A 24,057-nucleotide genomic window follows, 5' to 3' on the forward strand; every position below is an offset into this window, starting at 1 on the left:
TTTGAGTTTGGAAGGTTTTCTTCCAGTTGCTGGGCAGATACTTTTAACCTCCAAAATCTTTATTTTTATTTATTGGGGAAACAAGTCGACCGTAAAAATGTGTGAGAGGTGGAGGAGATAGATTAGATAACTTCATAGGGTTGTGGAGATAGGATAGATGCGAAACAATATTATTATGTTATTATCATGTGAATGTTGACATTAGACTAAAAAAATGCTAAAATCAGTCTAAAATTAGATCGATTAAGGAGTTCAAAAATGCCAAATGAAAAGTATATTTATTTAGATACTTACGTTCTTCAAAAAGATATGCGTATACGTTTGCCTAAGCAGGTACTTACTAATCTTGATGTTAAGAAGGGTGAAACATTATTTGATGTTTATGTTGATCTAAAAACAAAAGAAATAATTTTACGTATATCGAATAAAAACCAGGACGGAGGTAGAGATGAGAGAAATGAATCCAATTATACATTTTGAAAAGATAGACAGTGTTAATAATCCAAATTCAATGCATGGAATTTATCCATACAGAGGAAAAATTTCAGCTATAGATGCGCAGAATATTATTAAACAGTTACCATCAAAAGGAACAATTTTGGATCCGTTTTGTGGTTCAGGAACTATAGTGTATGAGGGACAAAAGCATGGCTTGAAGGCTATAGGTGTTGATAACAATCCACTTGCGGTTCAGTTAGCTAAAGCAAAAGTACATAAAGAAGTAGGAAGTAGTGTTGAAGAATGTAAGAAATTGATTGAAATGGCTAAGAAAGATTACGACTCTAAAAATTACGAAAAAATGTCTGAAGGGCCTTTAAAATCTTTTCATGAACAGACAGCTGCAGAAATCATGTGTATGAAAAACTACTATGAGTCAATGAACGATTACCTTAAAGGTGTATTTTTTGGTGCAATTGCACTCGCTGCAAGAGGCTGTAATGGCTATGTTTGGACTTCAAGTACAGTAGGAAAAAATATTGAACCAAAACGCTATATTGATTTCTTTGAGAAGATGTTATCAAAGACAAAGAAACATTCTAAATATTTTAATACCCTTGATTGCGAAGCTGCTAAAATTATTCATGGTGATAGTAGAAAATTATCAGAAATGATAGAATCACATAGTATTGATTTTGTTTTTACAAGCCCACCATATTTTGATGGATTGGACTATACTGCATATTATGGAAAGCTTGTGTATGAAATTTTTGAGATAGATAGGGTAGAGATAAAGAAAAATCTGATTCAATACGTTGATACATATGAAACTAGTATGAGAGCTGTTATTGAAGAATTAGAGAAAGTTACAACTGAGAATGCGTTAATTATATTTGTAGTTGGTGATAAAAGGGTTAAAGGTGAAGTTATTAACGGCGGAGACTTTTTTAGAAATATAAGAGAGGCTTCATATATTGAAGAACGAAGTTATAGCGGTAGCTCAAGTCAAGTATTTGATGTTTTAAATAAGACTAAGAGAAAAGAGCAAATTGTTGTTTGGGATAAATATAAAGGAGAAATAGTAAAACATGAATTTTAAACCAAAAGCTGATATATACATAGGTGATAGTAGAAATATGAAAGAAGTTGCGGATGGAAGTGTACAATTAATTATTACAAGTCCTCCATATGGCGATTTAAAAGATTATGATAATGAAGGCCAGATTGGCCTAAACCAATCATATGAAGATTATATTAATGATTTAAATGAAGTTTGGAAAGAATGCATAAGAGTCCTGGGACCAGATGGAAAGTTATGTATAAATATAATGCCTTTGTTTGAATCTGGGAAAGCAACCACTTTTAATAGAAGGGTTACACATACAGTAATTTCAGATATTGAAAAGTTCATGGATTCAACAGGTAAAATGTTCACGTTAGCCCTCTATATTTGGGATAAAAGAAAGATTGTAAGATTTAGCTCTTTTGGAAGTTATCCATATCCGACTAATATTTTTTCAACATTTCCATATGAATGGATTATTGTATTTTGCAAAAAGGGGAAACGTGATAAAGTAAGTGAACAAATTAAAGAAAAGTCAAAGTTAACACATAAGGAATGGGCCGATTGGGCAGTTGATTCATTTTGGGAAATGCAACCGGCAAAGGCAAAGTCTGAAGGACATCCAGCTCCATTCCCGAAAGAACTTCCACATAGGTTAATCAAATTGTACAGTTTTTATGGAGATACTGTATTAGATCCATTTATGGGAACTGGTACAACAGCAGAGGCGGCATTAGAATTAGGTAGAAATGCTATAGGATATGAAATAAATCCTGAATATAAACAGCTTATTGAGGTAAAGTTAGAAAGAACAAAGAATGCTTGTCAGCAAATGTCGCTTTCAGATATGCTTGTTGAAGAGGAAAAACAAGATAATAAATAGGATTGTCAGTACCATTCAATACTTGGCAATCCTATTTATTTAAAAGGACTCTATGGAAATGATTTCGTTATTACTTACGACTTTTCCAGCAGATAATAATCCTATGCAATTTAAATCGGAGAATAGTTGACTCAAAAAGATATCCCAAGAATATTTATTACCGCGTTCAAGGTAGCGGCAACATAAGCACCAAAGGGCGTTTGCAGAGATGAACTTGATGTTATTTGTAGTAACAATATCATAAAAGCGTTTAGATTTTGAGCCGATTTTTCCGGTACAGTATGGGCTAGTGGCGGGGTATAAATCAGTCTCTTTACCGCCGAAGAGTGTAATATAATTATAGTTTTTTATTGATTTTTCAATTTCTGTTGTGTATTTATAATTTTGTTCAATAAATCGTTCATCTTTTAATGCATCATCTAAGGAAATTTTTGTTTCAATTGCAATCAACTTATCTGAAGTCATAGAACATACATCCAACCGGCCATTGCGGTCATAATCGTTATTAAAAACTGGGATTTCCATACCTACTCGATTAAAAGAGGAACACATGTGATTAACTATACCTGAAGTCCAGGGTTGTATATTTGAAGTTTCGTCTACTCCGGTAAATTCTTCAAGGTTTTTGATTGGATTTTTTAAGGCTTTTTTTGCATTTGGCATAGGAATAGGATTTCCCTGGAACGATTCATTTGAATACTTATTAATGAAGTCATCTCCCCAAAATTCTTTAAAAGATTTAAACACCTCATCATTATCAAAAATGCAGAAAAGACAACCAAAGCATTTTTGTGTAAATGGATTAGATTTTGAAAAATCTAATCCATTACATTTATAGACAATTGTATATTCCTCATCCCTCTTAGTTTTTGGGATATTTTTGACAAAAAAATCAATATCTTTGTATTTTCTAAATTTATATATCATTAGTTAGCCTCCATTTCTTTTATTACTTTTTTAGCCAATGCTATTGATTCCTTGGGTGCATCTTCACTAAGGATATCATCATTAATAGTTGTTTTAGGAATTAACATACCATGATCATCTATATCAAATGGTATTCCTGCAATATCAGCGATATCACTTTCGGATTCCATTAGAGTAGTAGGATCATTATCCTCTGAAAAAAATTCATCTGAGTATTTACTCATTGCAGTTACGAGCTTTTCAAAGTCTAGAGCTTTATTTAATTTACTATAGTAGTTTAATGTGTATACAAAAACAAAACGTCTATTTAATATATTATTGTTATATTCCAGTGTAGCATTTCTTAAATCTTCGCCTCCATTTTCTCTTAAAGAAGCGACATTTTTGTGTAATCTCGAATAAGAAAGTGGATTGCTAACATAGGGTTTTGAGTTGAAAAGATTTATATAATGATCAGTTTTTTTATAATTACGTACGGTAAGTATTTCGGAATTTACGAAATCTCTATATTTTATATGAGCAAGCGGCGAATCGTTAGTAGAAACGTCTTGGGGCTCAATTAGTCCTACAGTGACGCACCAGCCAATTAATCGAGACATGGTTCGCGTATTACTATCACGTTGGCTATCTGTGGAAATATCAATATATACTGTATTACCAGAACTATCAATATATTTTACTATTTCTGTAGTATGAGGATAGCTTAAATAAATGCCTGAATAGGAAAAGTTTATAGGTAGTTTTGCTATTTTATTTAGGAGTCCAATTGTAACCCCATATGATAACACACCTTTTCTTGCGATATCTTCCCATTCAGATGAATAAAAATCGCTATTAACCCACTTTTCACCCTCTGAAGAAATTTTATATTTTCTTTTATTACGGGAAATAAAGCCAAGAGCTTCAAGTGAACCGCCAATATCGCTTACAGCTTTTGATTTTGTAGAATCACTAGCAACAGACTGAGTAGCATAACATTTGGATAAATTGAGGGGATTGATTAAATAGGGGCAACATTGCCTACCAACAATATTTTTCAAGAGGTTACAATAGTTATGAACATTGTATACATCATTTGGATCAAATTTTAAATTTTTAAGATTAAACTCTTTTGTAACGCCATACTTTTTGTAGCATGATGTCAAAATGTAATAAAGGCATTCAAGACGACTACCATATTTTCTATTTAGTAATAATGCCATTAGAGATTACCTCCTACTTTAAGATATAATTGTTCTAAATTGTATACTTGAGCATCAAAAGGTAACTTGATTCTCAGTTTAGAAGCTGGAATTAAATTCCCATAAATAAAGTTTATATTAGGGTAAATTTCCTTATATGTATCAATCACTTCACCATATGAACGAGAATAAAACGGTATCTTATCTAAGTTTTTTATCAACTTTATAAGGTAAGCCGTGTCATTTAAAAAGATTACTAAATCAATACGTTTCGTTCGAAAATTCCCTTTGACTTGTACTTCAGATGCTACAATTGCAGACGGAATCAAAGATTGAAATAGAATGCTTGCTTTTCCTAGGTCACGGAAAAGGACATCTTCTAATTTTTTAGTAAACAAACTAGTAACTGATGCTGGATTTTTTTTGCAACATGCAATTTGGCATAATCCACATTCATCGCATGCTGTTAAAACAACAAGTTTATGGTTTTCAAAGCTCTGAGCGAACTTGTGACAGACAAAATATTCGGAGCATTTTAACTTTGAATTTGTGATAATATCTTCTATGTAACTATTGCTAGGTATATTTTGAATAATACATTTAGGTATATCTTTTACTTCAGGACAACCGATACAAAAATTTTTATCCATTGATATCATTTCTTTTGACAATTTGCTACCTCCTTAGTGAACAAAATCCCATTAGTCCTTATTATCAACAATTTCCATAATATCTGAAATATCACAGTTAAGAGCCTTACATACTTTTATTAAAATGTCAGTATTAACATTTTCATTTTTGCCAAGCTTGGCCATTGAAGCCGTACTAATACCAGCTGCTTCCCTCAAGTCTTTCTTTTTCATGCCTCTATCTATAAGAAGTTTCCAAAGCTTTTTATAACTTATGGACATAATGTCACCTCGCCTTAGTTACTCATTTTAGTTACAAAATAAAGTTTATCACAAAATTAGCGATGTAACAATTAAAATTCATGAATGCAAAATAAACATTGAGATAGGTGTAACATATGCTATAATTTACCTATGGATTAGTATTCATAACTAAAGAAATCTATTAAAATATATTTTTAAATGGGTGAGGGGGGAGTGCCTTGTCGGGTAATCGTTCATTTAAAGAGTATGTGGCAGAAAGATTCTATAATGAGATGTTTGCTACCGTACAAAGTTACACTGGGGATAACTACGATGACTTAGACTTAAGGCTATATAGAATTAGAAATATCGGTGGCATAGAATTGTCAGATATAGAAATAAAGTATGTGTCTGTTAATGATTTACCAGACATGAAAATAGAATTTGATGTTGCTGTGGAAGCTGAATTTGAAGTCCGAGAGTCAGATTATCACTATGATGAATCAGAAAATTGCCGGCAATGGTTTATGGTGGAATGCTCAGGAGATTTAGATTGTAATTTGGATGATCTTGCCATCTCCAGTATAACTGAGTATACCAGCAAAAATAAGCAGCCCAAACCTATGTCGGACTCCCTTGTCCCTATCATTCATAAGGAACAACTAGAATCTGTTGCTACAGACTTCCTTAGAAGACATTACCCTGAAGCATTAAAAACCCCGATTGCAGTTGAACCACAAGTGTTAGCAGAAAAAATGGGTCTTGTCGTGGAAATGAGAGAGATTACAAAGGATTTCTCTGTTTTTGGACAGATATACTTTCATGACTGTGATGCAGAATTTTATGATAAAAACAGCGATGAAATGGTACAAACTCATGTCGATGCCCGTACTATATTCGTAGATCCTAAAGCGTACTTTCTTCGTAATCTTGGGTCAGTCAATAACACCATTGTGCACGAGTGCGTTCATTGGGACAAACATAGGAAAGCATTTGAATTGGAGCGATTATATAACAGCAGTGCTAGTAAAATTAAGTGTCAAGTAGTAGGCGGTATAAAAGATAACATTAGAGATGCAGCTGACTGGATGGAGTGGCAGGCAAATGCACTTGCACCAAGGATTCAAATGCCGTTGATTATGTTTAAGACCAAGGCATTTGAATTTATCAAGCAGTTTAGAACTGAACTTGGAACATCTAAACTTATAGATGTAATGGAACCAGTTATTGATGCATTGGCAGCATTCTTCTGTGTGTCAAGGTTAGCAGCTAAAATTCGTATGATTGATGCCGGATATGAAGAGGCTATTGGGACTTTCACCTACATAGATGGTCATTATGTTAAGCCGCATAGATTTAAAAAAGGTACATTGCAAAGAAATCAAACTTTTTCAATAGGTGTAATAGATGCTGCGATTGAAAGCATAATTAATCCTCAACTGAGAGATATTGGGGTAAAAGGGATTTATCAATATGTGGATTCACATTTTGTTTTAAATCATCCCAAATATTTAACACAAGATGAGAATGGTTTTGCAGTATTAACCAATTATGCGCTAAATCATATGGATGAGTGCTGCTTGGTATTCGTTTTATCAGTTAAAGCTGGTTGTAGAGAAAAATATAATAGTGAGTGTTTTCTTAACAGGGATGAATCATCTGCTATTGATTTTGAGATAAAATACTGTAATGGCTACGAGAACTCAACCAAGGAAAAGCAGAATAAGTATTTAGAAGAATTAATGGCAGAGAATGCAAAAATGTATGATTTGCTCTCCAATAACTACCTTGATTGTTTAGATAAATTAAGAAAATGGAGGAAAATTACTTTTGTGAAACTAAACAAGAAAGTTCTTATGGACGAACGCCAGCTAAGACGAATTTTTAAGGGTGAATCTAAGGGCTCATTAAATGCTTTGTTATCAATTTGTCTAGCAATGCATTTACCACCAGAGATTAGTTTTCACATTATTGAAAAATCTCCATTTACGTTATCTATGGGGGATGAAAATCATAGATGGTATAGATTTGTACTTATATATTATTATGGTAAATCCATGGATGAAATAAGGTGCTTTTTAGCTGAGCACAATGTAGAGCCTTTATAATTTTTTTAGGAGGAACGGACATATGGATGTCCGTTTTTTCTATTTTAAATCATGACCGTATATACAGTTACTTATTATTGTAGTTGTGTATACGGTCTTTTTTTTTATGCACTTTTTTCATTAAATCATAGCTTTTTTATGGCAATAAACGGGCATAGAAGTGTCCGTTTTTAGAAACTAATTATAACTTACAATAACAATAGATGGAGGAAAGGTTCTTCGTAAGTAGCTAAATTCAACCGCTTCCCGTCTACAAAAAAATATTAAATGCCTGATTTGCAATAAGGGCAAAGGATACATCATATTGTCTCGATCCAGTCCGCAAGGACTGTGGTGGTGCAATAGAAGTACCTTCCCTTGTTGCGCTCATTTTCAGGATAAAAGGGTCTGTGTACTTCTGGCACAGACTTATTTTTGTATCCTTTGTTGCCAATGCAGTTCGGCGGAAAGGATGCGCTTATGTTAAGAAATTACAAAACAAGCAAAAAGAACAGAACAAATTATATTTATTACTCAGCTAATGGAGAGGCAATAAAAATTGTACCAAATGAGAATGGAGTCACAGATGCTATAATTGCTACTCTACATAGCTTTGACGATGAAGAATACAATGGGGGTAGACGTGAGAAGTACCATGTGCCAGTGCATATGGATGCTTATTGTGACGAAAAAGAAGAAAATTCAGCTGACCGCAATCCATATTTAGTTGATAATGATTCAAATCCATTGGAAAGTATTATTCAATCTATTGAGAAAACAGAGCATAAAGAAAAGATAGACAGGCTAAGAGCTGCAATTGAAACCCTAAAGCCTAAGCAGAAGGAATTAATACAAAAAGTATTTTATGAAAAACAAACTAACGTTTCTATTGCAGCTAAAGCAGGTGTTACGGAAGCAGCTATTAGAAATCGTTTAAAAAAGATTTATGATAATCTTCGTAAAAAGATCTAAAAATGGGGGGTAAAATCCCCCTAAATAAAGTTTTCAAAAAAGGGGTTCGATTCCCTTAAGATTTTTGCATATGGACAGATGGGTAAATAAAACCCTTCAGAAAGGAGCAAAAGCTATGAGTTTAAAACATAAAGTATGTATCAACATTGCGCAACCAAGTGGTAACCCTAATCCTGTTATTGAGAGTTGTACAAAGCAAATCCGCAAAAGATTATTAAATTTTCTTTTCGGTGAAAAAGTGAATGTACTTGTGCTTACACCGGGTGACTCGGTTGAAACTGTGGAAATCCATGAACTTAAAGGAGGTGAAAGCCGTGAGTAAAATCAAATTGTTACTTGATGTGGTTTCAGATATTCGCTCTTTGGCAGACAGCCTGCAGGCTGTTTGTGATGCAATGGCAGAAAGCGAACCTGCAGATAAAAATAAGAAGCCTACTCCAGTTAAAGAGTCAGAGCCAAAGAAAACAGCAAAGTCAGCTAATAAGAAAATTAAGCTTGAGGATGTAAGGGCTGTTCTTGCAGAAAAGAGTCAAGCTGGAATGACTGCAGGGGTGCGTGAAATTATTCAGAAATACGGTGCGGCAAAGCTAAGTAAGGTTGACCCTAAGCATTATGCTGATATTTTGAAAGATGCGGAGGGACTTATAGATGGGTAGTCATGCGATACTTTCTGCATCAGGATCACATAGGTGGCTCAACTGCCTGCCATCGGCAAGACTGGAACTTGAATTTGAAGATAAAGATAAAGAAAGCACAGCAGCTGCTGAAGGTACTGCTGCCCATGCTCTTTGTGAGCATAAACTTCGTAAAGCACTTAGGATGAGGAGTAAAAGACCAGTATCAAGTTATGACACTGATGAAATGGAAGAACACAGCGATGCTTATGTAGATTTTGTAATGGAGCAGTTGGAAATAGCAAAACAAAGCTGCAGTGATCCACTGGTACTTATTGAACAGAAGCTGGATTTTTCTTCTTATGTACCACAGGGATTTGGCACAGCTGACTGCATTATTATTGGTGATGAGAAACTCCATATTATTGATTTTAAATATGGCATGGGAGTTTTGGTAGATGCAGTAGACAACCCTCAAATGAAACTATATGCACTAGGTTCTTTAGAGATTTTTGATAGTCTTTATGATATTAAGGAAGTATCCATGACCATATTTCAACCACGCAGGGAAAATATTAGTACATGGACAATTTTAGTGGAAGAATTAAAGGATTGGGCAGAAAATGAACTAAAGCCAAAGGCTCAGATGGCTATAAATGGTGAGGGAGAATACCTACCTGGAGAATGGTGTACTTTTTGTAAAGCATCAGTAAAATGTCGTGCAAGAGCAGAGGCAAAATTGGAACTTGCAAAGGCTGAATTCATGCTTCCACCACTTTTAACGGATATGGAGGTAGAAGAAATTCTTCATAAGATACCTGACTTAACTAAATGGGCAAATGAAATTATGGCATATGTCACAGATGCCGCCATCAACCATGGTAAACAGTGGAGTGGATTTAAAGTAGTAGAAGGTCGATCTAATCGCAAGTATAAAGATGAAAATGCTGTAGCAGATGCAGCTAAGGCAAATGGATATAAAGATATCTACCATCAAAGACTTATCACCATTACTGAAATGCAGAAACTTATGGGTAAGAAGCAATTTGAGAAAATTCTCGGTTACCTCATATATAAACCACCGGGAAAGCCGATACTGGTTCCAATTACAGATAAAAGAACGTCTATAAATACATCAAACGCAAAAAATGAATTTAATGAAATTATGGAGGATGAAAATTATGATAAATCAAAGCAAAACTAAGGTTGTTACAAGTGTAAATACACGTCTAAGCTACTTTCACGGCTGGGAGCCGGCATCAATTAATGGAAGTTCTGAAAAATACAGTGTATCAGTACTTATCCCAAAGTCAGATAAGGAAACTATAAACGCTGTTAATGCAGCAATAGATGCAGCAATTGAAGAGGGTATTGCAAAGTTCGGTGGTAAAAAGCCAAATAAAGCTGCTATTAAACTGCCTTTAAGGGATGGAGACATTGAGCGTGATGATGAGGCATACAAAGGACATTATTTTGTAAATGCAAATAGTATAACTGCACCTCAGATTGTGGATAAGGCAGTAAGACCTATCCTTGACCGCAATGAAGTGTATAGTGGCTGCTATGCAAGAGTGTCTTTAAATTTCTATGCTTTCAACAGTAATGGCAACAAGGGTGTTGCCTGTGGACTTGGCAATATTCAAAAGATTAAGGATGGCGAGCTTTTAGGCGGCAGAACAAATGCAGCTGATGATTTCACTGCTGTGGAAGACGATGATTTTTTAGCATAAGAACTAAATAACTATGGAGATGAGGTGGCGGAGGATATTTTCTGCTGCCTTGTTTGCTTTTGAAAGGATGGTATATATGAAACATATTTCAATAGATATTGAAACTTTTTCCAGTGTCAATCTTCAAAAGTCAGGTGTATATCATTATGCCGAGAGCGAGGATTTTGATATTCTTCTGTTTGGATATTCGGTGGATAGTGGTGAGGTACAGGTGGTTGACATTGCTAAGGGTGAGAAAATTCCACAGGAAATCATATCAGCACTTACGGATGATTCAATAATTAAATCTGCATTCAATGCACAGTTTGAAAGAATATGCTTATCAAAGTGGCTTGGTATGCCAACAGGTACTTACCTTTCACCAAAGTCATGGCACTGCACCATGGTATGGTCAGCAACTCTAGGACTTCCATTATCCCTTGAGGGTGTTGGAGCGGTATTAGGTCTTGAAAAACAAAAATTATCAGAAGGTAAAAATTTAATAAAGTATTTTTGCATTCCCTGCACCCCAACAAAATCTAACGGGGGTCGTACTCGTAATTTACCACAGCATGACATAGAAAAATGGGAAACTTTCATCTCCTATAACAAGCGTGATGTGGAAACAGAAATGGCGATACAAAATAAATTATCTAAATTTCCTGTATCAAAGAGCGAGCGGAAGAATTACCACTTAGACCAGATAATCAATGACCGTGGTATTAATCTTGATATGGATTTTGTAAAACAGGCAATTTCCTGCGATGAAAAATTCAAAGCAGAAAATATGGAAAAAGCAAAGAAGTTGACAGGTCTTGAAAACCCTAATTCTCCTGCACAATTAAAGGATTGGCTTCTTGAGCAAGGTATGAAAACAGATTCTCTTTCCAAGGCAGTAGTTTCGGAGTTACTTGAAGATACAGATGGAGAAATACATGAGGTGCTTTCAATTAGACAGCAGCTTGCAAAAAGCAGCGTAAATAAATATACAGCAATGGAAAATGTGGTTTGCAGTGACAGCAGAGCCAGAGGTTTAATTCAGTTTTATGGTGCAAATCGGACTGGAAGATATTCTGGCAGGCTAATCCAAGTGCAAAACCTGCCTCAAAATCATCTTCCAGATTTAAAGCAGGCTCGTTCTTTAGTGAAATCCGGAAACTTTACAGCTTTAAATTTACTATATGACAGCATTCCAAATGTATTATCAGAATTAATTAGAACAGCGTTTATACCAAGGCATGGGAGTAGATTTATTGTAGCAGATTTTTCAGCAATTGAGGCTCGTGTTATTGCATGGCTTGCTAGTGAGAGATGGAGAATGGATATATTTGCAGGTGGTGGAGATATCTATTGTGCCTCAGCATCACAGATGTTTAATGTTCCTGTTGAGAAAAATGGTATTAACGGGCATTTAAGGCAGAAAGGTAAAATAGCAGAATTAGCCTTAGGCTATGGCGGATCAGTAGGAGCACTTAAAGCTATGGGCGCAGTTCAAATGGGACTTGCTGAAGATGAGTTAAAACCTATCGTCAATGCGTGGAGAAATTCTAATCCTAATATAACTTCTCTTTGGTGGGGGATAGACCGTGCAGTAAAAACTGTAGTAAAAACGAAACAACCAATTGGGATATATGGTATCGGAATTTTTTATCAAAGCGGAATTCTATTTATTAAGCTGCCAAGTGGAAGAAGGCTTGCCTATGTGAAACCTCTTATTGGAGAGAACAGATTTGGTGGTGAGTCTGTTACCTATGAAGGTGTTGGTGGTACGAAAAAATGGGAACGAATAGAAAGTTATGGTCCTAAGTTTGTAGAGAATATTGTTCAGGCAATTAGCCGTGATATTTTAGCTGAGGCAATGCTTAGATTATCTGCTCATGGATTTCAAATTGTAATGCACGTTCATGATGAAGTGGTTCTTGAAGTTCCAGTAGGGAAATCTTCTGCAGAAGAAGTATGTAGGATTATGAGTGAAACACCAGCATGGGCAAAAGGACTGATTCTTAATACTGATGGCTATGAATGTGGATTTTATAAAAAGGAATAAGGAACAAGAGAAATAAAAAGTTTTCAATATTTAGGGGTTCGATTATGTTTAGTTTTTCGCTTATAGGCAGAGGAATATTTCCTCAATAAATTTAACGGAGGTATTCGTATGAGCGAAATACAAATTTTTAAAAATCCAGAGTTTGGTACAGTTAGAACCATTGAAGAAAATGGAAAGGTAATATTTTGTGGAACTGATATTGCAGCATCATTAGGTTACACAAATCCCCAAAAAGCAATTAAAGATCACTGCCGTGAAGATGGGGTAACGTTTCGTTCGGTCATCGACAATATTGGAAGAACTCAGCAGGCTAAGTTTATAGATGAAGGAAATCTATACCGTCTTATAACTCACAGCAAATTACCTGCTGCAGACCGTTTTGAAGGATGGGTTTTTGATGAAGTTTTACCTTCTATTCGTAAGCATGGTGCTTATATCACAACACAGAAGATGGAAGAAATTATGAATGATCCAGATTCATGGATAAAGCTATTGACTGCACTTAAGGCTGAAAGAGAAGAAAAAGAGTGCTTAAAAGTACAAGCAACAGAGGATAAGCCTAAGGTTGTCTTTGCTGATGCAGTATCGGTATCAGATGGAACAATGCTTATAGGGGAACTTGCTAAAATTCTTAAAGGCAATGGCCTTGATATTGGACAAAACCGTTTGTTTGAACGCTTGCGTCAAGAAGGATACCTTATAAAACGTAAAGGAACAGATTATAATGCTCCAACGCAAATGGCTATGGAATTAGGTTTATTTAAAGTTAAAGAAACAGCAATTACACATTCGGATGGTCATGTAACAATTTCAAAAACAACAAAAGTTACAGGCAAAGGTCAGCAGTATTTTATTAATCGATACTTAGGGGAGGTTAAGTAGTATGGGAGTTAATAAATTTAATTCCGAAGGTTATTATGACCCAACTCCTTATGCTGCAATTACAAATGTTATCAAAGGTTTAAAGACAGAAAAAAACTCTGTTTTTAAGCCTCTTGTATATATTTGCTCGACCTATTCAGGGAATATTGAAATTAATGTAAAAAAGGCACGTGCTTTCTGCAGGTTTGCATTGGAGATGAATCGTATCCCACTTGCTCCACATTTGCTTTTTCCTCAGTTTATGAATGATGACATTCCACAGGAGAGGGAATTAGCTATGTTCATGAATATGGTTTTACTTGGCAAATGCAATGAACTATGGGTATTTGGAAATACTATATCAAATGGGATGGCACAAGAAATTGAAAGGGCAAAGAAACGCAAACAGTTAATTAGATATTTCAATGAGAAGTTACAGGAGGTGGACAGCTTATGAAAATTGCAGTTGGTAATAGCCGTATGGATAAAAAGTGGAAAAACACAGATATTTCATGGAAGGATTTTTGCTCCCGTGTAAAGACCACGCAAAAAACAACAGAAACCATAGAAGAATACCGCAAACTAAAAAGAGGACAGCAAGATGATATTAAAGATGTGGGTGGATTTGTGGGTGGCTATTTAAGGGAGGGCAGACGTAAGAAAGGGCATGTGCTTTGCCGTTCTATTTTAACATTAGATATGGATTATGCAGCAGCAGATATATGGGAGCAAATTATAATGCTTTTTGATTTTAAATGCTGTATGCATTCAACCCATAAACATACACTAGAAAATCCAAGACTTCGTCTAATCATTCCACTTGCTCGTGAAATTAGTGAGGAGGAGTATGCAGCTGTTGCTCGTATGGTGGCAAAAGAAATAGGCATTGACCTTTTTGATGATACAACCTATGAGGCAGAACGTCTTATGTACTGGCCTTCCACATCTTCAAATGGTGTATTTGTATATAAAGAAAATGATGGAGCATTACTTGATCCAGATTTATATCTTGCCAAATATGATAATTGGCAAGATACCACTACCTGGCCAGTATCTTCACGTCAATCTGAAATTATTAAAAGAAGTTTAAAAGAACAAGCAGATCCTCTTTTAAAGGAAGGTGTAGTAGGAACATTCTGCCGTACTTATTCAATTCGTGATGTAATTGAAAAATTCTTAAATGATGTTTATGCGCCATCTGCAATTGAAGGCCGCTATGATTATATTCCTGCTGACAGCAGTGCAGGTGTAATTATTTATGATGATAAATTTGCATACAGCCATCATGCTACAGACCCTGCAAGTGGTTTACTTCTAAATGCATTTGACCTTGTACGTATCCATAAATTTGGTTCTCTTGATGATAAGGCGGCTGTAAATACAGCTGCAAGTAAACTACCGTCTTATGTGTCAATGTGTGATTTTGCAATTAAGGATACTGCAGTAAAAGCAGAATTTGCAAAAGAAAGACAAGCACAGGCAGAAGAGGAATTTTCAGAGGATGATTGGCAGACTGCTTTAGAACTTGATAAGCAAGGTAAAGTAAAGGGCGCTCTGGATAATATTGTGCTGATTTTGCGTAATGATGACGGATTAAAGTCACTTGCTTTTAACTGCCATCGTGATGGTATAGATGCCAAAGGTGGTTTACCTTGGAAGCAAATTAAGTACGGCTGGAATGATTCAGATAACGCATCTTTAAAGGTGTATCTAAGTAGTAAATATGGAATTTATGCTCCTACTAAAACAAAAGATGCTGTGCTGGCAGTTGCTGCGGAAAGAGCTTATCATCCCATCAAGGAGTATCTTGATAATTTGCCCAAATGGGATGGTGTGGCCCGTGTAGAAACTCTTTTGATAGATTATTTTGGAGCAGCTGACAGCACATATACAAAAGCAGTAATTAGGAAAACAATGGTGGCGGCAGTTGCACGCATTTATCAACCAGGAATAAAATTTGACAGCGTACTTATATTAAATGGGCCACAAGGTATAGGTAAATCTACATTCTTTGCAAAACTAGCTGGAGAATGGTTTTCAGATAGTTTAACCATTACAGATATGAAAGATAAGGCAGGTCCAGAAAAGCTGCAGGGATATTGGATGCTTGAACTTGGTGAACTTGCTGGAATGCGTAAGACAGATGTTGAAATTGTTAAATCTTTTATTTCAAGAGTAGATGATAAATATAGAGCAAGCTATGGAGTAAATGTAGAAAACCATCCAAGACAGTGCGTTATTGTTGGTTCTACTAATGCTGAAAATGGCTTTTTACGAGATATTTCAGGCAACCGCAGATTTTGGCCAGTTCGTATCAGTGGCAATTCTGTTAAAAAGTCATGGCAAATTACTACTGAAGAAGTGCAGCAGATTTGGGCAGAGGCTATTTATCTATATGAACAAGGTGAAAAACTCTATCTCGAAGGTGATGATGCTATTCTTGCCAGTGGTGAACAAGCTGATGCCATGGAAACCGATGAGCGCGAAGGCTTGGTGCGTACTTATCTTGATATTCTTTTGCCAGAGGATTGGGGCACAATGTCTTTATACGAACGTAGAAATTTCCTTGGGGGCAGCGAATTTGGTGGCGGCACCCGTGTAGGTACTGTAAAACGAAATCTTGTCTGCAACATGGAAATTTGGTGTGAGTGTTTTGGCAAAGATGCATCTTCTATGAAAACAGCAGATTCTTATTCTATTGGAGCCATTATGAGAAAAATTAGTGATTGGAACAAGTACTGTGGGAACAAAAACGGAACAAGTAATTTCCCTATCTATGGAAAGCAGCGTGCTTATTCCAGAGTAAAGGAACGTTAGTAGGGTTGTACTATACTTTGTTTCTAAATTGGTTCACTTAAAAAAGCTAGTGAATTAAAGAAAAATAAGCTATTTAGAATAGGTGGAACAAGTTGAAACCTATATAAACAAAAAATAATAAAAAAGAAAGAGTGAGCGTGTGCAGGTGTATGTATACGCGCGTATAGGAAATTAGTTCAAATTTGTTTTCCTGTTCTAATTTAAAAATTGGGAGGCATTTATGCTTGAAAAATATATTGAAAATAAACTTGTAACAGCAGTTAAAAAGATGGGCGGCATTTCTCCTAAGTTTGTATCCCCTGGATTTGATGGAGTGCCAGACCGACTAGTACTTTTACCACAGGGCAGGTTCGCCTTTGTTGAATTAAAGGCAAAAGGTAAGAAAATGAGACCACTGCAAGTAAATAGAAAAATGCAGCTGGAGCAGTTAGGCTTTTTGGTTTACTGCATAGATGATGCAGAACAGATTGGAGGGGTTTTAAGTGAAATTAAAAATTCAATGTGATTGGTGTGGAAACGTAATAATGCATAGAATGAGCCATAAAAATAGAAATAAACATTTTTTCTGCTGTAAAGAGTGCAGCTACCAATTCAAGAGCAAAAAGGTGCTTGTCAAATGTGACTGGTGTGAGAAGGAATTCTTAAAAAAGGAATCTGATATAAAGAGAACTAAGCATGATTTTTGCTCACATAAATGTAGTGTAGATTTTTATAGATGGACTGGTTTAAATGAAAAAAATGCAAAAGTTGATGGTAAGGAAATTCATAGAAAAATCGTGGAAGAAGCTACTGGTAGAGAATTACTTCCAAATGAAGAAGTCCACCATATTGATTTTAATCATCATAACAATAATTTAGATAATTTAGAAGTTTTATCAAAAAGTAAACATGCCAAAATTCATGCAGCTAGAAAGGGGCGTGGAAAAGATGGCAGATTTATTAAAACGTGATTTTATGCATGACTATCAAGATTATGCAAGTGAATTTATTTTAGAGCATTCTGTGGCAGCAGTGTTTTTAGAATGTGGATTAGGAAAAACGGTTATTTCATTGACTGCTATTAATGATCTGCTATATGACAGCTTTGAAGTTCAAAAAGTGCTTGTCATATGCCCTTTGAGAATAGGCCTTAATGTTTGGAAACAGGAGTGCGATAAATGGGAGCATTTAAATAATCTAAGATGTTCTATTGCAATTGGTAATAAGGAGGAACGAATTAGAGCCTTGCATAAGAAAGCTGGTATTTACATCATTAATCGTGAAAATGTGGACTGGCTGATAAATGAGAGTGGCATCCCATTTGACTATGATATGGTTGTAATTGATGAGTTATCATCATTTAAGTCTTATCAGGCAAAAAGATTTAAAAGCCTATTAAAGGTAAGACCTAAAGTAAAACGTATTGTAGGACTTACAGGAACCCCAAGCAGTAACGGATTAATGGATTTATGGGCAGAGTTTAGGCTTCTTGATATGGGTGAAAGATTGGGAAGATTCATAACTCATTACCGTAATAACTTCTTTGATCCAGATAAAAGAAATCAGCAGATGGTGTTTAGTTATAAACCAAAAGCTGGTGCTGAAGATGCAATATACCGTCTCATTTCTGATATTACCATTTCTATGAAAAGCACAGATTATTTGAAAATGCCGGAATGTGTTATAAATGAGGTTGTTGTAACACTTTCAGAAAAAGAACGCAAAGCTTATGATGGCATGAAGCAAGATTTGGTTTTATCCCTTAAAGGTGAAGAAATAGATGCTGTAAATGCTGCAGCTTTATCAAATAAACTTTGTCAGATGGCAAATGGTGCTGTGTATGGTGAGGACAAGCGAGTTTTTACGATACATGATAAAAAACTTGATGCACTGGAAGATTTAATTGAATCAGCAAATGGAAAGCCGGTGCTTGTGGCTTATTGGTTTAGTCATGATTTAGAAAGAATTAAAAAGAGGTTTAAGGTTCGTGAAATAAAAACTTCAAAAGATATTAAGGATTGGAATAATGGTGAAATAGAAGCAGCAGTAATTCATCCAGCATCAGCAGGACATGGACTAAACCTTCAAGCAGGAGGTTCAACTCTTATATGGTTTGGGCTTACTTGGAGCTTAGAGTTCTATCAGCAAACCAATGCAAGACTGTGGAGACAAGGACAAAATGAAACAGTTGTTATCCACCATATTATTACTAAAGGGACTATTGATGAGGATATAATAAGAGCTTTAAAACGAAAAGAAAAAGTACAATCAGATTTAATAGCTGCAGTAAAGGCTAAGTTAAAGGAGGGCAAAACTTATGAATAAAAATTGCTTTGCAAATAAAAACAATAGGTGTAAAATCCTTAACGATATACAGTGTGCTAATAATAGTTGTTCATTCTTCAAAACTGAAGAGGAGCAAGAGGAAAGTATTAATAGAGCAAATGCTCGTATTGCTTCACTAGATAAGGCAGTTCAAAAAAGCATTTCTGATACTTATTACAATGGCAAAATGCCTTGGCTAGAGGGGGACAAGTAAAATGACAGCGAAACAATATTTATCACAGGCATATAGAATTGACCAAAGGATAAATAGTAAACTTGAGCAGATAGTATCCTTAAGGGCATTAGCTGCAAAAGCTACATCCACATTAAGTGATACACTACCTAGTGGAACACGTAATGTGCATTCTATGGAGGACATAATAGCTAAAATGGTGGATTTAGAGAATGAAATAAATGCGGATATAGACACATTAGTTGATTTAAAAAGGGAATTCGTATTTATTATAAAAAAGATTAGCAACCCTGAATACCAAACATTGTTAGAACTTAGATATCTTTGCTTTAAGACCTGGGAACAGATAGCAGTAGAGATGGGGTATGGCTTACGTTATATTCATAAACTTCATGGGAAGGCATTGGAAAATTGTGAGATGAATTTAAAAGAGGACACTAAAAGACACTGAAAGACACCCTAGAAAAATGATAAAGTTATAATAGAAAAGTAGAAAGAAAATGCAAAAAGTCATCGCAGACCAACTGTGGTGACTTTTTATTTTGATAAAAATGAGGTGAATCAATTGCCAAGAAAACCAGCTAAACCTTGCAGTTATCCAGGCTGTCCTGAAGTTACTAATGAAAGGTACTGCAGCAAGCATCAAAAAGAAGTTGAAAGTAAATACGACAAGACAAGCAGACCTTTTAAGAAACTTTATAATAGTAGATGGTACAAGTTAAGGAAACAGTTTCTTTTGAAGCATCCTCTTTGTGAAGAATGTAAAAGAGAAGGTATAGTTACTGCTGCAGAAGTAGTTGACCATATTATACCTCATAAAGGTAATGAAGAACTCTTTTGGGATGAAAGTAACTGGCAGTCTTTATGTAAGTCCTGTCATGATAGAAAGACTGCTAAGGAGGATGGCAGATGGGAAAAGAAAGGAAGAGTTTACGCTTATGACTTTAAGTAAAAATGTTATCAACAGATTGTTTAAAATATCTGTGGGCAAGTTGTGGATAACCTGTGAACAAAAAGTGCCTGGGGTAGGGGGGCGTAAATCCTCCAGTCCTTGCGACAGAAGGCCGGGCGGTCCCCTTCGTGTTAAAAATCGCAAAATTCCATAAGGGGGTATGGGCAAAAAATTAAATATGGAAAATGCTGAATTTTAAAGGAATTACAGAAAGTTTTGCACCTTAAGAAGTTAAATGAAAAATATACTTTTTAAGGTGCTTTCTATTGCTTTTAAGGAAGGTGAAAAAGTGGACATTCAGAAGATAGCTGTTGAGAAACTTAATCCAGCTAAATATAATCCAAGAAAAGATTTAAAGCCAGGAGATCCTGAATATGAAAAACTTAAAAGATCAATTGAAACCTTCGGATATGTAGAACCTGTAATTTGGAATAAGAAAACAGGAAATATTGTGGGGGGACATCAAAGGTTTAAGGTTTTAAAGCAGGAAGGTACGAAGGAAATTGAATGCGTAGTTGTTGATATAAGTTCAGATGAGGAGAAGGCATTGAATGTAGCTCTTAATAAAGTAAGTGGAGAATGGGATATGCCAAAGTTAGTTGATATTTTAGATGAACTTGATAAATCTATGTTTGATATCTCACTTACAGGATTTGATGCCGCAGAGATAGAAGATTTATTTTCTAAAGTTCATGATAAAGAAGTTAAGGATGATGACTTTGATGCAGATAAAACTCTTGAAGAAATAGAAGAACCTATAACAAGAGCAGGCGATCTGTGGATATTAGGAAAACACAGGTTAATATGTGGTGACAGCACTAAAGCTTCTGATGTTGAAAAGCTTATGAATGGGAAAAAAGCTAATCTATGTGTTACTGATCCACCTTATAACGTTAACTATTCAGCAGGAAAAGAAAATGAAAGAGTTATAAAAAATGACAGCATGGATGATAAGAGTTTTCATGAATTTCTACTAGCTGCCTTTAAAAATATATTTGCAGCACTTGATGATGGGGCGGGGGCTTATATTTTTCATGCGGATACAGAAGGATTGAACTTTAGAAAAGCTTTTAAAGAAGCTGGCTTTCATCTTTCAAGCGTATGTGTTTGGGTAAAGCAGTCATTGGTTTTAGGAAGAAGTGATTATCAATTCCAGCATGAGCCTGTACTTTATGGATGGAAACCAACAGGGAAGCATAGATGGTATTCAGATAGAAAACAGACAACTGTATGGAATTTTGATAGACCGAGCAAAAGTCCGGATCATCCAACAATGAAGCCGGTACCATTAATAGCATATCCAATTAAAAATAGCAGCATGACAAACTGTATAGTATTTGAACCTTTTGCTGGAAGTGGATCTACTTTAATTGCCTGTGAACAAACAGATAGGATATGTTATGCAGTAGAGCTTGATGAAAAATATTGTGATGTTATTGTAAAAAGATATATAGAAACTTCTGGAAATGAGGAAGTATTCCTAATAAGAGATGGTGAAAAAATAGATTATAAAAATGTGCTTAAAGTTGAATAAAGCCCTTGCTATTACTGTGTTTTAGAGTGATATATAGTATAACAAAAAAACACATGGAGGGAAACAAAATGATAGTATTATTTGGAAGAAAGATTTTAAATTTAAAGGAACTTAAGGAGTTTACAAAAGAAGCTGAAAAGGATGGAATGAGAGGAACATCTTATGAAGTTATAAAAGAAATTGAATTGAGTGATGATGAATTTGAACAGTTTGGAAAGGAACTTTGGAAGGATCAAACATGGATATCAGAAGAAGATGGTGGCTGCAATGAAAAAGGCGAGTTGAGATGCATAAGGGTAAAAAATACAAAAACAAATAAAAGTATCTTGGTAGATTCAGAAGGATATACATACCCAAGATACACAGCCATAGAAAAATAAAAAGCCTGAAGGGACTTTTTTTAGTGCATAAATTTAACTGTTGCTAATATAAAAATCATAATTGCTGAAATAGTTACAAGGGTATCTATTCTTATGAAACTTGATTTTTTCATTGATATCACCGCCTTGGTACTCATATTAGCCTTTATTTAAAGAAAATAAACCTTCATAAATAACTTGATATATCTGTGCTTTAGAGTGATATATGTAATAACAAAAAAGCACAGGAGGTAATTGATTTGGATAGAAAAGAAACTGTAAAAATATTAGGTGAGCATTTTGGGATGAAACCTGAATATATGGGGACACCAAGTTTTGCATACCAAATTAAATCGCCACAAGGAATTATAACTATCGATAAAGATGGTAAAATTAAAAATTCAAAAGGCGTAGAAGTGGAAATTGAAGAATTATTAAATGATTTTCAAGAAGAAAGTGTAAAAGTAGAGGTTGGGAATTCAGAAATTATATTCTCAATGGCTGGACATACAGGGATTACCTTAAGAAATCTAATAAATATGATAAACAGTAAGCAGAGTCTTATAAAAAAGGCACTAGGCATTGAAACAGACATTATTACAAAAGAATTTGTAGAAGGTATAAATAACATAAGGATTTCAAGCATTGAAGATTTTAAAACAGCAGCTTTAGAAATTGGAGAGGAAAAGTGTCCGGGTATTAGCTTTGATTTTGAAAAGGAAACTTTAAAATTTAAATTTATAAAAGGTCTTGAGAATACTGAAATTGCTGCCCAATTTGCTGGGGCACTTAATGAAAGCTCAAAGAAGTTTAAACATTCTTCTCCAAAGGAAAGGCAAACGGATAATGAAAAATATACATTTAGAACCTGGCTTTTAAGGCTTGGATTTATAGGAGATGGGTATAAAAGGGCAAGAAAAGAATTACTTAAAAACCTAAGTGGTAACAGTGCCTTTAGAAGTAAGAAATTTAAAAGCAAAACAAAATAGATTGAAGAACATAATTTTTCTCTCAATATTAATTTTTTGTTTTTAATTATTATGGTACAATTTAACTTATAAAGAATAATAATATGGGTGGGGGATAATATGGAACTTCATATAATGGATAATGGGATTAATTCATTAAAAGTGGGATTAGATTTTTACAACAAATTTTTAGATAATCTTAATAGTTTAGATATTTCTGTAGATCACTATGGTAATCTTAAATTTTCAGTAATAGCAATACATAATTCAATAGAACTATTTACTAAAAAAATTCTTTCAGACATTAATGAATTTTTGATATTTAAGGTAGATATTGAAAGTGACGAAGCCGTTTGTAGGATGCTTCATAATCAGTATATTAAAGGAAGAAAAAAAGCAGGACTATCATACCATGCTACTTTTAGGGAAAATGATTATAAAACAATAGATTATAATAAGTGTATCAGCTTAATTAATAAAATATTTAAAGAAAATATTACAAATAGGCAGTATAAAACATTGGATAAATTAGCACAATACAGAAATACACTCACTCATTTAGGATATACATCAGTTTATGAGTGGTACAAGATTTTAATTACTCTTAATGACACTTTATATATTATAAAAGAGTTTTACGTAAAAAATATACTTAATGCAGATAGATATTTTGACGATTCTATTATGAGTATCATGGATAAAATTTTAGAAAAGGCTAAAAAGGAAACACATGAGCAGTGGTTAGCTAGTAATGAATTAATTATAACTTGGGTGAATGAGATTATAGATAAATGTTTGGAAAATAAAAGTATTGAAAATGTAGAATATAAACTAGATAAGGAATATGAGTTTTATCAAACTATAAAGTTTCAAGTTATTAGAAAATCAGGGAAAGAAGTTATTAAGTTAAACTTCATTTATTCTGAAATAAATGAAGCAATTATATTAACCAATGAAGAAGGAGATATTATATCTATTATTAGTATACATGATGAAAATATTAAATTTTTTGAAGAGTCAGATGGTATTGAAAGGATATATAGTTTTTATCCTAAGAAACATATATTATATAAAAGTGATGAGGTATATAATATTTCAAACCAAAATGAATATGGAAAGTTAGAGCTTAATGAACAAAAATTTGATGTAATAATATCTAAATACATGAAGACAAAAATGTAATCAGATAATTTAACTAAGATAGCTTTGAATGTAGAATTAATTATAAACATTATACTTTGTGGAGTGAGCTTATTTAAGTATAAGCTTTATTTTT

General features: G+C 34.3%; 28 protein-coding genes. 24 read left to right on the forward strand and 4 right to left on the reverse strand.

Annotated features, from left to right (window positions below; translation table 11 throughout):
- Window positions 1-258: 258 nt before the first annotated feature.
- From J418_RS0104335 to J418_RS0104345, 3 genes are read left to right on the forward strand one after another with little or no spacing between them, the layout of a single operon-like run.
- Window positions 259-480, forward strand: coding sequence for a hypothetical protein (locus tag J418_RS0104335; protein ID WP_017894868.1), 222 nt, complete (start codon window positions 259-261; stop codon window positions 478-480).
- Window positions 449-1,537, forward strand: coding sequence for a DNA adenine methylase (locus J418_RS0104340; RefSeq protein WP_017894869.1), 1,089 nt, complete (start codon window positions 449-451; stop codon window positions 1,535-1,537). The genes J418_RS0104335 and J418_RS0104340 overlap by 32 nt, the downstream gene beginning before the upstream one ends.
- On the forward strand, window positions 1,527-2,384 hold the full coding sequence (locus J418_RS0104345) for a DNA-methyltransferase (protein WP_017894870.1): 858 nt from the start codon (window positions 1,527-1,529) through the stop codon (window positions 2,382-2,384). Before J418_RS0104340 ends, J418_RS0104345 begins: the two co-directional genes overlap by 11 nt.
- Before the next feature lie 39 nt (window positions 2,385-2,423).
- Here the strand turns inward: J418_RS0104345 and J418_RS0104350 are convergent, their stop codons facing one another.
- The 4 genes from J418_RS0104350 to J418_RS0104365 are packed head-to-tail and all read right to left on the reverse strand — an operon-like array spanning window position 2,424 to window position 5,403.
- On the reverse strand, window positions 2,424-3,311 hold the full coding sequence (locus tag J418_RS0104350) for a hypothetical protein (protein WP_017894871.1): 888 nt from the start codon (window positions 3,309-3,311) through the stop codon (window positions 2,424-2,426).
- Window positions 3,311-4,513: a hypothetical protein gene (locus J418_RS0104355; RefSeq protein WP_017894872.1), complete on the reverse strand. Its 1,203-nt coding sequence runs from the start codon at window positions 4,511-4,513 to the stop codon at window positions 3,311-3,313. Before J418_RS0104355 ends, J418_RS0104350 begins: the two co-directional genes overlap by 1 nt.
- Window positions 4,513-5,163: a hypothetical protein gene (locus tag J418_RS0104360; RefSeq protein ID WP_017894873.1), complete on the reverse strand. Its 651-nt coding sequence runs from the start codon at window positions 5,161-5,163 to the stop codon at window positions 4,513-4,515. Before J418_RS0104360 ends, J418_RS0104355 begins: the two co-directional genes overlap by 1 nt.
- 30 nt (window positions 5,164-5,193) lie before the next feature.
- Complete coding sequence (locus tag J418_RS0104365; RefSeq protein WP_017894874.1) at window positions 5,194-5,403, reverse strand: helix-turn-helix domain-containing protein; 210 nt, start codon at window positions 5,401-5,403, stop codon at window positions 5,194-5,196.
- 200 nt (window positions 5,404-5,603) lie between these two features.
- Between J418_RS0104365 and J418_RS0104370 the strand changes: the two genes are divergently transcribed.
- The 21 genes from J418_RS0104370 to J418_RS0104475 all read left to right on the forward strand — a co-directional run bounded on the left by J418_RS0104370 (window position 5,604) and on the right by J418_RS0104475 (window position 23,963).
- Complete coding sequence (locus J418_RS0104370) at window positions 5,604-7,472, forward strand: ImmA/IrrE family metallo-endopeptidase (protein ID WP_017894875.1); 1,869 nt, start codon at window positions 5,604-5,606, stop codon at window positions 7,470-7,472.
- A gap of 414 nt (window positions 7,473-7,886) precedes the next feature.
- The gene (locus J418_RS0104375) at window positions 7,887-8,423 is read left to right on the forward strand and encodes a sigma-70 family RNA polymerase sigma factor (protein WP_235807089.1); all 537 of its coding nucleotides are present in this window, start codon (window positions 7,887-7,889) and stop codon (window positions 8,421-8,423) included.
- A gap of 115 nt (window positions 8,424-8,538) precedes the next feature.
- A complete protein-coding gene (locus J418_RS0104380) occupies window positions 8,539-8,745 on the forward strand; it encodes a hypothetical protein (RefSeq protein ID WP_023625436.1) in 207 nt (68 codons plus the stop codon).
- Window positions 8,738-9,079 carry a hypothetical protein gene (locus J418_RS0104385; RefSeq protein ID WP_017894878.1) on the forward strand — a complete coding sequence of 114 codons (342 nt, stop codon included), beginning with the start codon at window positions 8,738-8,740 and terminating at the stop codon, window positions 9,077-9,079. The genes J418_RS0104380 and J418_RS0104385 overlap by 8 nt, the downstream gene beginning before the upstream one ends.
- Complete coding sequence (locus J418_RS0104390; RefSeq protein ID WP_017894879.1) at window positions 9,072-10,241, forward strand: DUF2800 domain-containing protein; 1,170 nt, start codon at window positions 9,072-9,074, stop codon at window positions 10,239-10,241. The genes J418_RS0104385 and J418_RS0104390 overlap by 8 nt, the downstream gene beginning before the upstream one ends.
- Window positions 10,219-10,767, forward strand: coding sequence for a DUF2815 family protein (locus J418_RS0104395; RefSeq protein WP_017894880.1), 549 nt, complete (start codon window positions 10,219-10,221; stop codon window positions 10,765-10,767). The genes J418_RS0104390 and J418_RS0104395 overlap by 23 nt, the downstream gene beginning before the upstream one ends.
- 76 nt (window positions 10,768-10,843) lie before the next feature.
- Entirely contained in the window at window positions 10,844-12,793 is a 1,950-nt protein-coding gene (locus J418_RS0104400) for a DNA polymerase (RefSeq protein ID WP_017894881.1), read from the forward strand.
- 108 nt (window positions 12,794-12,901) lie between these two features.
- The gene (locus J418_RS0104405; protein ID WP_017894882.1) at window positions 12,902-13,675 is read left to right on the forward strand and encodes a phage repressor protein/antirepressor Ant; all 774 of its coding nucleotides are present in this window, start codon (window positions 12,902-12,904) and stop codon (window positions 13,673-13,675) included.
- Between the two features lies 1 nt (window position 13,676).
- Window positions 13,677-14,111, forward strand: coding sequence for a DUF7768 domain-containing protein (locus J418_RS0104410; protein WP_017894883.1), 435 nt, complete (start codon window positions 13,677-13,679; stop codon window positions 14,109-14,111).
- Window positions 14,108-16,471, forward strand: coding sequence for a virulence-associated E family protein (locus J418_RS0104415; RefSeq protein WP_017894884.1), 2,364 nt, complete (start codon window positions 14,108-14,110; stop codon window positions 16,469-16,471). The genes J418_RS0104410 and J418_RS0104415 overlap by 4 nt, the downstream gene beginning before the upstream one ends.
- 220 nt (window positions 16,472-16,691) lie before the next feature.
- The gene (locus tag J418_RS0104420; protein WP_017894885.1) at window positions 16,692-16,976 is read left to right on the forward strand and encodes a VRR-NUC domain-containing protein; all 285 of its coding nucleotides are present in this window, start codon (window positions 16,692-16,694) and stop codon (window positions 16,974-16,976) included.
- Window positions 16,954-17,421 (forward strand): HNH endonuclease, encoded by a 468-nt coding sequence (locus J418_RS0104425; protein WP_017894886.1) that lies wholly within the window; start codon window positions 16,954-16,956, stop codon window positions 17,419-17,421. Before J418_RS0104420 ends, J418_RS0104425 begins: the two co-directional genes overlap by 23 nt.
- Window positions 17,399-18,775: a DEAD/DEAH box helicase gene (locus J418_RS0104430; protein WP_017894887.1), complete on the forward strand. Its 1,377-nt coding sequence runs from the start codon at window positions 17,399-17,401 to the stop codon at window positions 18,773-18,775. Before J418_RS0104425 ends, J418_RS0104430 begins: the two co-directional genes overlap by 23 nt.
- A complete protein-coding gene (locus J418_RS0104435; RefSeq protein ID WP_017894888.1) occupies window positions 18,768-18,989 on the forward strand; it encodes a hypothetical protein in 222 nt (73 codons plus the stop codon). The genes J418_RS0104430 and J418_RS0104435 overlap by 8 nt, the downstream gene beginning before the upstream one ends.
- Before the next feature lies 1 nt (window position 18,990).
- The gene (locus J418_RS0104440) at window positions 18,991-19,419 is read left to right on the forward strand and encodes a DUF1492 domain-containing protein (protein ID WP_017894889.1); all 429 of its coding nucleotides are present in this window, start codon (window positions 18,991-18,993) and stop codon (window positions 19,417-19,419) included.
- Window positions 19,420-19,533: 114 nt separating this feature from the next.
- Entirely contained in the window at window positions 19,534-19,920 is a 387-nt protein-coding gene (locus tag J418_RS0104445; RefSeq protein WP_017894890.1) for an HNH endonuclease, read from the forward strand.
- Entirely contained in the window at window positions 19,907-20,074 is a 168-nt protein-coding gene (locus J418_RS16470; RefSeq protein ID WP_017894891.1) for a hypothetical protein, read from the forward strand. The genes J418_RS0104445 and J418_RS16470 overlap by 14 nt, the downstream gene beginning before the upstream one ends.
- A 135-nt stretch (window positions 20,075-20,209) precedes the next feature.
- Window positions 20,210-21,454, forward strand: coding sequence for a site-specific DNA-methyltransferase (locus tag J418_RS0104455; RefSeq protein WP_023625437.1), 1,245 nt, complete (start codon window positions 20,210-20,212; stop codon window positions 21,452-21,454).
- 68 nt (window positions 21,455-21,522) lie between these two features.
- Window positions 21,523-21,834 carry a DUF6329 domain-containing protein gene (locus J418_RS0104460; protein WP_017894892.1) on the forward strand — a complete coding sequence of 104 codons (312 nt, stop codon included), beginning with the start codon at window positions 21,523-21,525 and terminating at the stop codon, window positions 21,832-21,834.
- A gap of 239 nt (window positions 21,835-22,073) precedes the next feature.
- Window positions 22,074-22,802, forward strand: a complete 729-nt coding sequence (locus tag J418_RS0104470) for a hypothetical protein (protein WP_017894894.1) — start codon at window positions 22,074-22,076, stop codon at window positions 22,800-22,802.
- A gap of 99 nt (window positions 22,803-22,901) precedes the next feature.
- Window positions 22,902-23,963, forward strand: coding sequence for a hypothetical protein (locus J418_RS0104475; RefSeq protein WP_017894895.1), 1,062 nt, complete (start codon window positions 22,902-22,904; stop codon window positions 23,961-23,963).
- The last annotated feature ends 94 nt before the right edge of the window (window positions 23,964-24,057 follow it).

This window comes from Clostridium tyrobutyricum DSM 2637 = ATCC 25755 = JCM 11008 (assembly GCF_000359585.1).
GTDB classification, from domain to species: domain Bacteria; phylum Bacillota; class Clostridia; order Clostridiales; family Clostridiaceae; genus Clostridium_B; species Clostridium_B tyrobutyricum.